The organism is Burkholderia sp. BC1 (assembly GCF_052683555.1).
This window is the reverse complement of the sequence record NZ_JBQYLP010000012.1, coordinates 46150-59606: the sequence shown is the minus strand read 5'-3', so window position 1 is coordinate 59606 and position 13457 is coordinate 46150. Positions and strand designations below refer to the sequence as shown.

The 13457-nt window shown below is 65.7% G+C and carries 14 protein-coding genes; 9 read left to right on the top strand and 5 right to left on the bottom strand.

Annotated elements, in window-relative coordinates:
• Positions 1 to 104 precede the first annotated feature (104 nt).
• From ACSHSS_RS08410 to ACSHSS_RS08375, 8 genes are all read left to right on the top strand, one after another.
• Positions 105 to 395, top strand: coding sequence for a DUF1330 domain-containing protein (locus tag ACSHSS_RS08410; RefSeq protein ID WP_006414438.1), 291 nt, complete (start codon positions 105 to 107; stop codon positions 393 to 395).
• Positions 396 to 524: 129 nt separating this feature from the next.
• Entirely contained in the window at positions 525 to 1214 is a 690-nt protein-coding gene (locus tag ACSHSS_RS08405; RefSeq protein WP_038442376.1) for a GntR family transcriptional regulator, read from the top strand.
• Between the two features lie 188 nt (positions 1215 to 1402).
• On the top strand, positions 1403 to 2365 hold the full coding sequence (locus ACSHSS_RS08400; RefSeq protein ID WP_006414469.1) for a flavin reductase: 963 nt from the start codon (positions 1403 to 1405) through the stop codon (positions 2363 to 2365).
• Positions 2366 to 2512: 147 nt separating this feature from the next.
• A complete protein-coding gene (locus ACSHSS_RS08395) occupies positions 2513 to 3565 on the top strand; it encodes an ABC transporter substrate-binding protein (RefSeq protein WP_006414468.1) in 1053 nt (350 codons plus the stop codon).
• A 141-nt stretch (positions 3566 to 3706) separates the two neighbouring features.
• Entirely contained in the window at positions 3707 to 4591 is an 885-nt protein-coding gene (locus ACSHSS_RS08390) for an ABC transporter permease (protein WP_006399284.1), read from the top strand.
• A 1-nt stretch (position 4592) separates the two neighbouring features.
• The gene (locus ACSHSS_RS08385) at positions 4593 to 5393 is read left to right on the top strand and encodes an ABC transporter permease (protein ID WP_006414456.1); all 801 of its coding nucleotides are present in this window, start codon (positions 4593 to 4595) and stop codon (positions 5391 to 5393) included.
• An 11-nt stretch (positions 5394 to 5404) separates the two neighbouring features.
• A complete protein-coding gene (locus ACSHSS_RS08380) occupies positions 5405 to 6511 on the top strand; it encodes an ABC transporter ATP-binding protein (protein WP_006414460.1) in 1107 nt (368 codons plus the stop codon).
• 11 nt (positions 6512 to 6522) lie between these two features.
• Positions 6523 to 7230: a GntR family transcriptional regulator gene (locus tag ACSHSS_RS08375; protein WP_006414457.1), complete on the top strand. Its 708-nt coding sequence runs from the start codon at positions 6523 to 6525 to the stop codon at positions 7228 to 7230.
• 44 nt (positions 7231 to 7274) lie between these two features.
• On the opposite strand, the gene ACSHSS_RS08370 is transcribed toward ACSHSS_RS08375, so the two are convergent.
• The gene (locus ACSHSS_RS08370) at positions 7275 to 7661 is read right to left on the bottom strand and encodes a MerR family transcriptional regulator (RefSeq protein ID WP_006414453.1); all 387 of its coding nucleotides are present in this window, start codon (positions 7659 to 7661) and stop codon (positions 7275 to 7277) included.
• Between the two features lie 86 nt (positions 7662 to 7747).
• Between ACSHSS_RS08370 and ACSHSS_RS08365 the strand changes: the two genes are divergently transcribed.
• The gene (locus ACSHSS_RS08365) at positions 7748 to 8692 is read left to right on the top strand and encodes an alpha/beta fold hydrolase (RefSeq protein ID WP_006414472.1); all 945 of its coding nucleotides are present in this window, start codon (positions 7748 to 7750) and stop codon (positions 8690 to 8692) included.
• Between the two features lie 89 nt (positions 8693 to 8781).
• Here ACSHSS_RS08365 and ACSHSS_RS08360 read toward each other — a convergent pair whose 3' ends face one another.
• The 4 genes from ACSHSS_RS08360 to ACSHSS_RS08345 form a co-directional block, all read right to left on the bottom strand.
• Entirely contained in the window at positions 8782 to 9579 is a 798-nt protein-coding gene (locus ACSHSS_RS08360; protein WP_006414464.1) for a DeoR/GlpR family DNA-binding transcription regulator, read from the bottom strand.
• Between the two features lie 76 nt (positions 9580 to 9655).
• The gene (gene pdxA / locus ACSHSS_RS08355; protein ID WP_006414439.1) at positions 9656 to 10657 is read right to left on the bottom strand and encodes a 4-hydroxythreonine-4-phosphate dehydrogenase PdxA; all 1002 of its coding nucleotides are present in this window, start codon (positions 10655 to 10657) and stop codon (positions 9656 to 9658) included.
• Positions 10658 to 10718: 61 nt separating this feature from the next.
• On the bottom strand, positions 10719 to 12017 hold the full coding sequence (locus ACSHSS_RS08350; RefSeq protein ID WP_006414463.1) for a four-carbon acid sugar kinase family protein: 1299 nt from the start codon (positions 12015 to 12017) through the stop codon (positions 10719 to 10721).
• Positions 12014 to 12994: a 2-keto-3-deoxygluconate permease gene (locus ACSHSS_RS08345; RefSeq protein WP_048996551.1), complete on the bottom strand. Its 981-nt coding sequence runs from the start codon at positions 12992 to 12994 to the stop codon at positions 12014 to 12016. The genes ACSHSS_RS08350 and ACSHSS_RS08345 overlap by 4 nt, the downstream gene beginning before the upstream one ends.
• Positions 12995 to 13457 lie beyond the last annotated feature (463 nt).

Here is a 13457-nt window from a genome sequence, read left to right as displayed (position 1 = left end):
TTCCTTTCATGCGTTGATTGTCGGATTCATTGTGGTATACCATGTTACGGCATGCCATGAGTGTTAACCCGTGTCTCGGAATTGCGCGAAAGCGGAGGTGAAAAATGAGTGCGTACTGGATTGCCCACGTGCAGGTGCTGGATCCCGTGAAGTACAAGGACTACACGGGTCTCGCGCCGCAGGCGTTCAAGAAGTTCGGCGCCGTATTTCTCGCGCGCGGCGGCGCGTCGCAGACGCTCGAAGGCGACGCGTTCGAGCGCCACGTCGTGATCCGCTTTCCCGATATGGACACCGCTCTCGCGTGTTATCACTCGGCGGAATACCAGACGGCGAAGGCGAAGCGGGACGGACATTGCCGCGCGCAGATCTCGATCGTCGAGGGTCTGGAGGACTGAACCGGCGGCGTCGCCGGGCACGCGGCGGGCGGGATGGAAAGCTCGATGACAGTTAGGTCATAATATGGCATTCCATGTCGGCCGCCGGCTTTCGGGGCGGCAGGCCATTTCGTTTCCAGAGTGCCGTCCATGCAAGACCTGAAAATCGACCGCAATGCCAAGACCCTGCGCGAACTGACGCTCGACAAGCTGCGTGGCGCGATCGTGCAGGGCTATTTCCGACCGGGCGCGCGGCTCGTCGAGCGCACGCTCTGCGACGAACTCGGCGTGAGTCGCACGGTGGTGCGCGAGGTGCTGCGGCATCTCGAGACGGAAGGGCTGGTCGAGACCGTGTCGCGGCAGGGGCCGGTGGTCGCGCGGCTCGATCCGGGGCAGGTCGGCGAGATTTACGAACTGCGCGGGCTGCTCGAAGCCAATGCGGCGCGCGCGTGCGCGGAGGGCGCGACGCCCGAAGTCGTGCAGCGACTGCGCGAAATTCGCGCGGTGATCGAGGATGCGTTCGAGAAGGAAGATCTGCCGCGCGTGCTCGAATACACCGAACGTTTCTATGAAGCGCTGTTCGAGGCGGCGGGCAAACACGTGTCGCTGACGGTCGTCAAGACGCTGAATGCGCGCATCAACCGGCTGCGTGCGCTGACCATCGCGATGCCGGGGCGCGGCAGCGATTCCAATACGGAGATGAACCGCCTGCTCGACGCGATCGAGCGGCGCGACGGCGACGCGGCTGCCGCGGCGTCGGCGGCGCACATCAAGCGCGTTGCCGAGCTGGCGCAGTCCGCGCTCGCGCAGCAGCAGGACGAGGCCGTCGACGACCGTTGACGACACGCCGGCGCGGGCGTCGATACGCGCGATTCACCACGGAAGGCCGTCGGCACACTTGCCGGCGGCCTTTTGTTTTGTCTGCCGATCCGACTCATGGTATTCCATAATACAGCGTTCATTGTTGTAGCCCATAAGATGGCATACCATAATCTCATCAAGCAGCACAGCCATCGCGGGAGGACGCCATGACCGAGTCGATAACCGAGCCCATCGCGCAGCAGCCATTCGACACGTCCGGCTTTCGCCGTGCCCTCGGTGCATTCGTCACCGGCGTGACGGTCGTCACGACGATCCAGCCCGACGGTTCGCCGCGCGGCTTCACCGCCAACTCGTTCACGTCGGTGTCGCTCGATCCGCCGTTGGTTCTCGTGTGCATCGCGAAGACGGCGTCGAGCCATCCGGTGTTCTCGGCCACGCAGCGTTTTGCGGTGAGCGTGCTGGCGGAGAACCAGGCCGACGTGTCCGGCGTGTTCGCCTCGAAAGCACAGGACAAATTCGCCCGAGTACCGTGGGATACGCGCAAAACGGGTGCCCCGGTGATCCGGGATGCGGCCGCGAGCTTCGACTGCGTGACGCACGACGTGGTCGACGCGGGGGACCACATCATTCTGATCGGACGCGTGGTCGACTTCGCGCAGACGAGCGCGTCGCCGCTCGGCTATTGCCGCGGCGCATACGTGAACTTCAGCCTGTCGCAGGACGCGTTGTCCGCGGCGGGGCGCGCGCAGGTGGGCGCGATTCTCGAACATCGCGACGGGCTGGTGCTCGTCGATACGCCGCACGGCCTGCGCCTGCCGACCGGCAGCCGGCTCGAACCGGCGAGCGACGCGGCGAGCCTGCGCGGCGTGCTGACGAAGCTCGGGCTCAACGCGCATCTCGACTTCCTGTTCGCCGTCTTCGAATCGGCCGGCGGCCGCGAGCCGGGCGTGCACATCTATTACCGCGGCCGCGTGATGCCCACCGGTTCGCCGTGGTTCGACAGCAGTATTCGCATCGTGCCGCTGTGGCAGGTTCCTTGGGACGACATCGCCGATACCGCCGTGCGCTCGATGCTCGAGCGCTACGTGCGCGAACGCAGGCAGGACGCATATGGAATCTACGTCGGCGACACGGAGGCCGGTACGGTCCAGCCGCTGGCCGCCGCGTAACGGCATCGGCGGCGCCCGATGCGCCGCAGTGACGAACGAGGCGATCGAGCAGCCGGCGCGGCGGGCGCTGCCGGACCGAGCACGCGTATTCGGAGGGCTGCCGTTCCGGTGGCCGCAAGCCGCACCCGTTTCATCTGGAGAGAGACCATGAGCAGCAGAAGCATCCCGCGTTTCGCAGCATCGCGTCTGGCATCGCAGCTTGCCTGTATCGCACCGTTGGCCGTTCTTTGCGCCGCACCGGCGCTCGCTGCAGACCCGATCGTGTTCACGAGCTGGGGCGGCACGACCCAGTCGTCGCAGCAGAAGGACTGGGCGCAGCCGTTCACGCAGGCGAGCGGCATCAAGGTGCTGATGGACGGACCGACCGACTACGGCAAGCTCAAGGCGATGGTCGAAAGCGGCAACGTCAGCTGGGACGTGGTCGACGTCGAAGGCGACTTCGCGTATGCGGCGGAAAAGGCCGGACTGATCGAGCCGATCGACTATTCCGTGGTGAAGAAGGCCGACCTCGACCCGCGCTTCGCGACGCCGTCTGCCGTGGGCAGTTTCTATTATTCGTTCGTGCTCGGCTACAACAAGGCGAAGTACACGGGTGCGCAGCCGCAGAACTGGGTCGATCTGTTCGACACGAAGCGTTTTCCGGGCAAGCGTACGCTTTACAAGTGGTCGGCGCCGGGCGTGCTCGAGATCGCACTGCTCGCCGACGGCGTCGCGCCGAACAAGCTGTATCCGCTCGATCTCGACCGCGCGTTCAAGAAGCTCGATTCGATCAAGGGCGATATCGTCTGGTGGAGCGGCGGCGCGCAATCGCAGCAGTTGCTCGCATCGGGCGAAGCGCCGATCGGCATGTTCTGGAACGGCCGTCTGCATGCGCTCGCGCAGACGGGCGTACCGGTCGGCATGTCGTGGAATCAGAACCTGACCGCGGCGGACATGCTCGTGATTCCGAAGGGCGCCAAGCATCGCGACGCGGCAATGAAGTTCCTGGCCGCCGCGACGAGCGCGGAGGCCCAGGCCAGGTTCGCCGCCAATACCGGCTATGCACCGATCAACGTGAAGTCGGCCGCGCTGATGCCGCCGGCGATCGCGAAAGCACTGCCCGACCAGTACAAGAGTTCGCAGATCAATCTCGACATGAAGTACTGGGCCGAGAACCGCGATGCGATCGCGAAGCGCTGGTACGCGTGGCAGTCGAAGTAAGCCGGCGCGTCGTGTTGTACCCACCCGAACGCCGTTCAGGATCCCGAACCGGGCGGCACCCGCCCGGTAGCGCAACGAACCTGCATGGGGCCAGCGGCAACAGGCACTGAAGTGCCGGCGCTGGCCGACAAAGGAGACACCATGCCGAACGTATTGAGTACCGTCGCGCATCCTGCCGCGACACCGCCGCGCAAGCGGCGCGATTGGCGCAGCGTGCGGCTGCTGGCCCCCGCGATGCTGCTGCTCGTGATCTTTTTCCTGCTGCCCGTGCTGTCGCTGCTGTTGCGCAGCGTGCTCGAGCCGGCGCCCGGGCTGCACAACTACGCGCAACTACTCGGCTCGACGACGTACGCGCGCGTGTTCGGCAATACGTTCATTGTCGCGACGGTCGTGACGCTCGTCACGCTGATCGTTGGCTTTCCGATGGCGTGGCTGCTCGCCATCGCGCCGCGCAAGCTCAGTTCGGTGCTGTTCGCGATCCTGCTGTTGTCGATGTGGACGAACCTGCTCGCGCGCACGTTCGCGTGGATGGTGCTGCTGCAGGGAACGGGACCGATCAACCGCGCGCTGATGGCGCTCGGCGTGATCCGGGAGCCGCTGTCGCTCGTGAACAATCTGACCGGCGTGACGATCGGCATGACCTACATCATGCTGCCGTTTCTCGTGATGCCGCTGCATGCGACGCTGCGCGGCATCGACCCGTCGACGCTGCGCGCGGCCGCGGTGTGCGGTGCGAGCCGTTGGCAGGCGTTCTGGCGCATCCTCGTGCCGCTCGCGATGCCGGGCGTGGCGTCCGGTGCGCTGATGGTGTTCGTCATGGCGCTCGGCTACTTCGTCACGCCGACGCTGCTCGGCGGGCCGTCGTACATGATGCTGGCCGAACTGATCGCGCAGCTCGTGCAGGAGCTGCTGAACTGGGGCCTCGCCGGCGCCGCGGCCTTCGTGCTGCTTGCCGTCACGCTCGCGCTCTATGCGTTGCAGCTGCGCTTCACGGGCAGCGCACACGCCGCCGCCGGAGGCCGCTGACATGTTGCTCGATTTCGATCGCCTCGGCGCGCTGCGCTGGATTCTGGTGGCCGTGGGCGCGGCCGTCGCACTGTTCCTGCTGTTGCCGATCGTGTTTATCGTCGCGTTGTCGTTCGGCGATTCGCAATGGCTCATTTTCCCGCCGCCGGGCTGGACGCTCGAATGGTATCGGCAGCTGTTTACCGACGCCGGCTGGATCGACGCGCTGCTGACCAGCGCGAAGCTGGCGATTATCGTGACGATGCTGTCCGTCGCGATCGGCTTTCTTGCCTCGCTGGCGCTCGTGCGGGGCAGGTTCCGCGGCCGCGAGGCGGTGCGCGGCTTCTTCCTGACACCGATGGTGCTGCCCGTCGTCGTGCTCGCCGTTGCGCTCTATGCATTCTTTCTGCGTATCGGGCTCAACGGCACGATGACCGGCTTCGTGATCGGCCACCTGATCATCGCGCTGCCGTTTTCGATCATCGCGATCAGCAATTCGCTCTTGAGCTTCGACACGGCGCTGGAAGACGCCGCGCTGATCTGCGGCGCATCGCCGCTCACGGTGAAGCTGCGCGTCACGCTGCCTGCCATCCGGCTCGGCCTGTTTGCGGCCGCGGTCTTCGCGTTTCTCGCGTCGTGGGATGAAGTCGTGGTGTCGATCTTCATGTCGAGCCCGACACTGCAGACGCTGCCCGTGCGGATCTGGGCAACGCTGCGGCAAGACCTGACGCCTGTCGTCGCGGCCGCGTCGTCGCTGCTCGTCGGACTGACGACCGTATTGATGCTGGCGGGCGCCGTGGTGCGCCGCGCACGCGCTCACTGAGGTACTACGCCATGACTGCTTTCCTGCAAATCCAGCGCCTGCGCAAGACCTACGATGACGTCGTCGCGATCGACCACGTGTCGCTCGACGTGCGCAAGGGCGAATTCATGACCTTCCTCGGGCCGTCGGGTTCGGGCAAGAGCACCACGCTCTATATCGTCGCAGGCTTTCAGGAGCCGACCGACGGACGCGTGCTGCTCGACGGCAAGTCGCTGCTCTCGGTTGCGCCGAACCAGCGCAACATCGGAATGGTGTTTCAGCGCTATACCTTGTTTCCGCACCTGAGCGTGGGCGAGAACGTCGCGTTCCCGCTGCGCGTGCGGCGCCGGCCCGACGCGGAAGTCCGCGCCAAAGTGGAGCAGATGCTGAAGCTCGTACATCTGTCCGAATGCCGTAACCGGATGCCTGCGCAACTCTCAGGCGGCCAGCAGCAGCGCGTCGCGATCGCGCGTGCGCTGGCCTACGATCCGCCCGTGCTGCTGATGGACGAGCCGCTGTCCGCGCTCGACAAGAAGCTGCGCGAGGAAATCCAGCTCGAACTGCGCCGCATTCACCAGGAGACCGGCGTGACGATCCTTTACGTCACGCACGACCAGGAGGAGGCGCTGCGGTTGTCCGACCGTATCGCCGTGTTCAACCAGGGGCGGATCGAGCAGGTGGGCACGGGCGAGGAACTGTATGCGAATCCCGCGTCGCGCTTCGTCGCGAGCTTTATCGGTAATTCGAATTTCATGCCGGTCAAGGTGACGAAGACACGCGACGGTCGCATGGGCGGCGTGTTTCCCAACGGTGTCGAAACGGCCTCGGACGCATTCCATCCCTCGCTCGCTGCCGGCGACGATGGCACGCTGATGATTCGTCCGGAACAGATACGCATCCGCCCGGTGCAATACGCAGGCGCGGCAACCGCGTCGGCCGTCGGCGCGGGTCTGCCCGTCACGGTGCGCGACATCACCTATCTCGGCGATGCGATGCACTACGCGGTCGCGACACCGTGGCAGCAGGAAATCTCGATCCGCACGCCGGCCGCCCATCGACACGGCAACGGCATCGTGATCGGCGCACAGGCGCTCGTCGAGTGGGATGCGCGCGACGCGCGCCTGTTCGCGCAAGCGTGACGGCAACGGCCATGCGTCCCGCACTGCCGTCACTGAAAGTCGAGCGGCCTACTGCCACGCTGCGGGAGCTCGCGCTCGAGAAGATGCGCACCGCGATCCTCGACGCGCATTTCCAGCCGGGCGAACGGCTCGTCGAACGCTCACTGTGCGAGATCCTGGGCGTCAGCCGGACCGTCGTGCGCGAGGTCCTGCGCCATCTGGAAACGGAGGGCCTCGTCGACTCGATCCCGAACCAGGGGCCCATCGTCGCGGTCCTCGACTTCGACACGGCCGCCGAGATCTACGAGATCCGCGCCTTGCTCGAGGGCGAGGCCGCGATGGCCTGCGCGGAGCATGCCGATGCGTCGCTCGTCGCAGATCTTTCGACGTGCATCGACCGGATCCAGCACGCGTTCGATACGCAGGATCATCACGCGGTGAAGGCGCTGACGTCGGCGTTCTACGAGCGCATGTTCATCGCCGGTAAAAAGCACGTTGCGTGGGAGATCGTGCAGACGTTGATCGCTCGCATCAATCGGCTGCGTGCGCTGACGATCGCTTCCGACGATCGCGGTCAGCAGGCGGTCGAGGAAATGCGCGAGATTCTCGCCGGGATCGCGGCCGGTGACGGGAGGGCCGCGCGCGACGCAGCCGTCGCGCACGTGGCGCGCGTGGCCGAGATTGCGCGCAAGCTGCTGACGCAGGGACGCGAGAGCGCCGCGTGGCGCCAGGCCGGGTAGCGCGCAGGCTGCAGCGTCGCGGCCGTGGCCATTGCCACGCCGCATCAATCGACCGGCGGAATCACCCCTTCGTTCAAGGTCTTGAGAAGACGCGCCCGACGCTTTTCCAGGTCGGCGATCTGACGCTCGATCGCCTCTAGCCTTGCCCGCTGAACGTCGGTGATCTGATCGCAAGAACGGGCACCCTCGATCAAAAGCATGCAGTCGGGAAAACCGCGAATATCGTCGATGGTGAATCCGGTCGCGATCATGCGCTGAATCTGCTTGACCTGCGTGACGGCCTTCTCGGGAAACATGCGATAGCCATTGCTCGCACGTACCGAAGTGAGCAGACCATGTTCGTCGTAGTGGCGGATCGACCGCACGCTGGCGCCGGTGAGTTGCGAAAGTTGTCCGATCGCCAGCAGCTGCCGGGAAGGCGTGTTTTTCATGCAAAGCAGCGTAGCACGATTCGCTTGACTCTCACATCAGTGTAAGGGTTGAGAGTAAGCGTACCGACACTCTCCCGGGCAAGACAATGAGCTTAAGGACGTTCTCTCACCTTCTGATTTCCGCGCTCTCGGCGGTTACGCTGCTTGCGTCCGCTCCTCACGCATTTGCAGCACCGAACAGCTATACGGTGACCTCGGCGGATGGCGTAAGGATCGCCGTTCAGGAAAACGGCAATCCGAACGGCCAGCCGATCATTCTGGTGCATGGACTGCTCGGCAGCCGCCTGAACTGGGATGCGCAGGTGCGAAGCCGCGAACTGAGCCGATACCGGATCATTACCTATGATCTGCGTGGCCACGGTCTGTCCGACAAGCCGGCCGGCCCGGAGCCCTATCACGACGGCAGCCGCTGGGGGGACGACCTCGCAGCGGTGATCCGCGGCTCGCATGCCCGCAAGCCCGTCGTGGTCGGCTGGTCGCTCGGCGGCGTGGTGATATCGAACTATCTCGCGAAATATGGCGATAGCGGCATCGCGGGTGCCGTATATGTCGACGGCGTGGTCGAGCTCGCGCCCGGTCAGATCGTCGCTCACCCCGACGTTTATCGCGACATGAATTCGGCCGATCTGAAGACGCATCTGGACGGCGAGCGTACCTTCGTCGGCCTTTGTTTCAATCGTCGGCCGGACGCCGACACATTCGCGCGGCTGCTCGCGAACGCCGCCATGGCATCGTGGGACATGCAGCGAGAAGTGCCGACCATGACCGTGTTCGCCACAGAAGGGCTCGCCAAGGCGCGCGTACCGCTGCTCTTCATCTACGGAGGTCGCGACGTACTGGTCGACACGCAGGCGACGCTCGCCCGCGCGGCCGCGCTGAATCCGAGCATCGTAAGTCACGTGTACGCGGACGCCGGCCATGCGCCGTTCATCGAGGAGCCCGAGCGTTTCAACCGCGATCTGGACGCGTTCGTCAGGTCGGCATCGCAGCAAGGCCGCGACGTGTTACGGGAAGGTAAAGATGGAACGTGACGTCGGATGTTTTCGGCCGACGGTTCGCTATCTCGTCGTCGAAGGTCCGACGCCTTTCCGCCTCGTTGTACTGCGGGCGTCGCGCAGTATCACGAGATCGTCGGGCGCGACGGCGTGTCCATATCGGCCGTCTCGACCACGACGCGTCCGAGCGCCCTGAACGGCGCAAGAAGCGCCTCGCCGGCCATGCTCGACGTGATCAAGCGCCAGTCCCGTTCGAGCGGCGTCCAGTGTTGTTGCCGCGAGCGGCCGAGCTTGTCGGCGTCGGCGAGCACAAACGTCTGGGCCGCACGCCGGATGATGCAGTCCTTCAGATACGCTTGTTGCGCGCTTGCTTCGCACAGCCCGAACTCCGCGACCACGCCGTCCGCACCGAGAAATGCCTTGTCGACGCTCAAGCGACTCAGCGACAGCTCGGCGAGCGGCCCGAGCGTGCTCATGCTCGATTTGCGCAGATCGCCGCCGATCAACGTGAGATGGACGCCGGGCGCGTTCGCCAGCGTCATGACGGCAAGCAGGTTGTTGGTCACCACATGAAGATCGACGCGCGAGACGAGATGCCGCGCCAGCGCGGCGCAGGTCGTGCCGCCGTCGAGCAGCAGCGTATCGCCGTCATGCACGTGCGCGGCCGCCGCGCGAGCAATCGCTTCCTTCTGCTCGCGCTGCGTCGCCTTGCGCTCCTCGAGCGACGCCTCCGGTTCATGCGCGCCGATCAGCGCCGTCGCACCGCCATAGGTGCGCACGAGACGGCGCTGGTTGGCGAGCGTCGTCAGGTCGCGCCGCACGGTAGCTTCGGATACGCCGAGCGCGGCGCTGAGCTGTTCGACGCTGGCGTCGCCCGTCAGGACGAGATCGAGAATCGCGCGATGGCGCTCGGACGCTTTCATGGCTGACATCTGCAGGATGGGAGGTTGCCGATGTTACACCACGGCCCGCGCGCATTCCGTCACGCTGGTTGCGCGCTCAGCCGCGCCGCGTCGCGAGTTCGGCGCCCTGGCGCAGCGCTTCGAGCAGGCTGCGCTCGTCGGCGACGCCCGTGCCCGCGATGTCGAACGCGGTGCCGTGATCGACCGACGTGCGGATGACTTCCAGTCCCACCGTCACGTTGACGCCCGCTTCGAGCCCGAGCACCTTCACCGGGCCGTGACCCTGGTCGTGATACATCGCGACCACGAGATCGAAGTCGCCACGGCCCGCACGGAAAAACAACGTGTCGGCAGGCAGCGGGCCGGTCACGTCGAGGCCGCGTTCCTGCAACAACGCGACCGCCGGCACGATCTTCTCTTCTTCCTCGCCGTATCCGAACAGACCGTTCTCGCCGGCATGCGGATTGATCCCGCATACGCCGATGCGCGGCTTTGCGATGCCGGCCTTCACGAGGGTCGCGTGGCCGCGCTCGATCGTGCGCTGTACGAGGCCCGGCTCGATTTTGCGGATCGCATCGATGATCCCGATATGCGTGGTCACATGAATCACGCGCAGTTGCGGCGCGACGAGCATCATCGATACTTCGTCGACGCCCGTCAGATGCGCGAGCATTTCGGTGTGGCCGGGATACTTGTGGCCGCCGGCGTGCAGCGCTTCCTTGTTGAGCGGCGCCGTGCAGATGGCGTCGATCTGCCCGGCTTCCGCCAGCTTCACCGCCCGCGCGATGAATTGATAGGCCGCATCGCCCGCGACGGCCGACAAGCGGCCGAAGGGCAGGTCGGCCGGAATCAGGTCGAGATCGATGCAGTCGATCGTGCCCGGTTCGTAGCGCGCGTCGGCCGCCTCCTTGATGCGGCGGATCTTCGCCGTGCCGCCGACGATCTCGTTCGCTCGTTCGAGCCGGCGCGCATCGCCGATCACGAGCGGACGGCATTGCCGATAAACGACGTCGTGTGCGAGGCTCTTGACGATGATTTCCGGGCCGACGCCTGCTGCGTCGCCCATCGTAATGCCGATCACGGGAAGGTAGTTACTCATGATGTTTTGCCTTGATGTCCTTGAATTCTGCTCTACTGCATGCCCGATCGCGTAGGAACGATCAGGCCGAACCGGGTGAGCGGGCGCCCGCGCTGACGCTCGCTGCCGGCGTCTCGCGGAGATAGCGCCACGCGGCGAACAATGCGTGATCGGTGCCGAACGCCCCCGCCTTCGTGACGATACGCAGATGAGGCTGGCAAGCGGAGGCACCGATCGGCTTGCCGACGGCCACGCCGGCCTCTATCTCCGCAATCAGTTCGACGCTGCCGACGCCAACCGCGCTCAGCATCGCGCGGGCGGTTTCGCCGCCCGTCGCGATCAAGCCGCCGAGCACCGCGAAATGCGGCTTGACGAGCGCGGCAAGCGCGGCCGACAGCAACGCGCCTTCCGCCGGATCGAACGCGTCGTCGCTGCCGATGCGCAGCAGCAGGTCCGCACCCGTTCGCAGCGCGTCGCCGATGCGCGCCTGCCATTGCGGAACGTCCGCGTGGCGCTCGCCGCCGCGCAGCACGGCGGGCGGTACCGTGAGTTCCATCATGCCGGCGCGTTCGCGCAGCATCGCGCACTGCCGTTCTGACACCGCCGACAGGCTGCCCACCAGCGCCAGCACGGGCGCGTGTCGTGGCTGCCGTTGCGAAGCGACAGCGCCGGTTCGCGCCGCGCGCGGGCCGAACAGACTTTCCACGCTCGCGATTTCGCGCGCGAGCCCGCCCGAGCCGACCCAGAACAGCGCGTCGTCCATCTGTGCCGTCGCCCGTGCGAGTGCGATCAGATCGTCGTTCGTCTCGGCGTCGACCACCAGCGCCTCGGTGCCGCTCGCCGCCACGGCGGCGATTCGCGCGATGAGCGTCTGGCTGCTTTCGCGCAATGCGTCCACGTCGAGTTGGGCGGTCGAAACACCGGCTTGCGCGAGCATCGCGTGCAGGTCTGCAGTGCGGCCCGCGTTTTCGAGCTTCCATGTATCGGTGGTTTCGAGCGGCTCGCCGCGCACGAACACACGGCCGCCGAGCACGGTGCGGCCCGTCGCCGGAAACGCCGGCGCGACGATCGCAAGACCCGCGAGCGGCTGCAACGCGGCGACTTCGGCGGCCCAATTGCCGCGCAGCGTCGAGTCGATCTTCTTGTAGAGGCGCCGGCCCGGTTCGCGCAACGCCCGCCACGCGGCCGACGTGCGCTGCGCGGCCTCGGCCGGCGTGAGGCGGCGGGTGTCGGTATCGGCTGCGATCACGTCGGCGACGGTTGCGTCGAGGCCTTGCGTGGGCACGTCAAGCGTGACGATCGTCCGATAGCCGGCATTCGCAAAGCCGATGGCGCAATCGGCGGCGCCCGACAGATCGTCCGCGATGATCAGCATGCTCATTGCGCCATTTCCGTTGCTTCGCGGCCGACCTGCACGCGTTTTGCGACGGCGGCGGTCAGGATCGGCGAAAGGACCGCGGTCACGACGACGCAGGCGGCCACCAGCAGCGTCGCGCTCTTGGCGGCCTCCGCGTAGACCGGATTTGCCGCGGCGATCAACGCCGGCACGGCGGCCGCGTTACCTGCCGTATTCGCCGCCGCGGTGCCGGCGACGCCGGTGCCGCCCGTCAGACGGTCCGCGAGGTAAAGGGGAATGCCCGTCACGATCACGACAGCGATCCCCAGGCCGACGCCGAGCACGCCGGCCTGCCAGACCTTGTGCAGATCGAGACTCGCGCCGAGCGCCAGCGCGAAGAACGGAATCATCACGGGTACCGCTTTGCCGAGAAACGCACGCATCTCGCGATCCAGGTTGCCGAGCAGCATGCCGAATGCGAGCGGCAGAATGCTGCCGACCAGCGTCGGCCACGGGAACGCCGACAGTCCGGCCACGCCGAGCGTGACCATGGTCAGGAACGGCCCGGATTCGAGCGACATGATCGTATACGCGCCGACGTCTTCGGAGCGACCGTACTGGCCCATGAGCGCCATGTACAGCCCGCCGTTGGTGTCGTTCATCGCCGCGACGACGGCGAGCGTCGACAGGCCGGCGAACAATCCCGACGAGATCGGCTGTTCGCCGAGGAAATGCCCCATGACGACGCCCACGACGATCGCGGCGCCCACCTTCGTGACGAACAGCGCGCCACCCTTCTTGAGCAGGTAGGGCGTTGCCTTGACATCGATGCTCGCGCCCATGCAGACGTAAAACACCGCGAGGATCGGCAGCGCACCGGTGAACAGCGCATTGGTAAAGGAGCCGAAAAGCTTCGGCATGTCAGGCAAAAACGTGGCGACGAGTGCGCCCACGAGCAACGGCACGATCATCATGCCGCCGGGTACGCGTTCGATGCCGCGCTTGATGTGTATTTGAGCCATGCCAGTCTCCATTCTCTGATCGGACTTTGATTGAATCGGTCACTTATATGATTGAAACGATCAGTCTGGAGTGTACTTCGGCTGCGCATTTTGCGCAAATCGATCATTTTGGTGATCGATTCGATCACGCGCGTGGCGGGTGACCGCGCTCGAACCCGGTCATTGCTACGAGATAAAGGCGCGCGCCGGCGCCAATGCTTCGTGTCTCGAGGCGGATGTCTGAACCGCGCGCTCGAGCCACGCTCCGGATACTGCTGCCCCAGCAGCACCGAATCAGCATCACTGTTCACGCTCGTTCATCTCGCCTGCCGATAGCGTTATGAGCACCTTGCTCACACGCATATCTTCGCGCGTGGAATAACGCCGCTGCGCCCGCCGGGCGTCGCGCACCATCCCGACAACCGCCCTTCGCCGCCGAACCTCGACGCGACTCCCCGAAATGGCACGCCGCTTGCAACGCAAT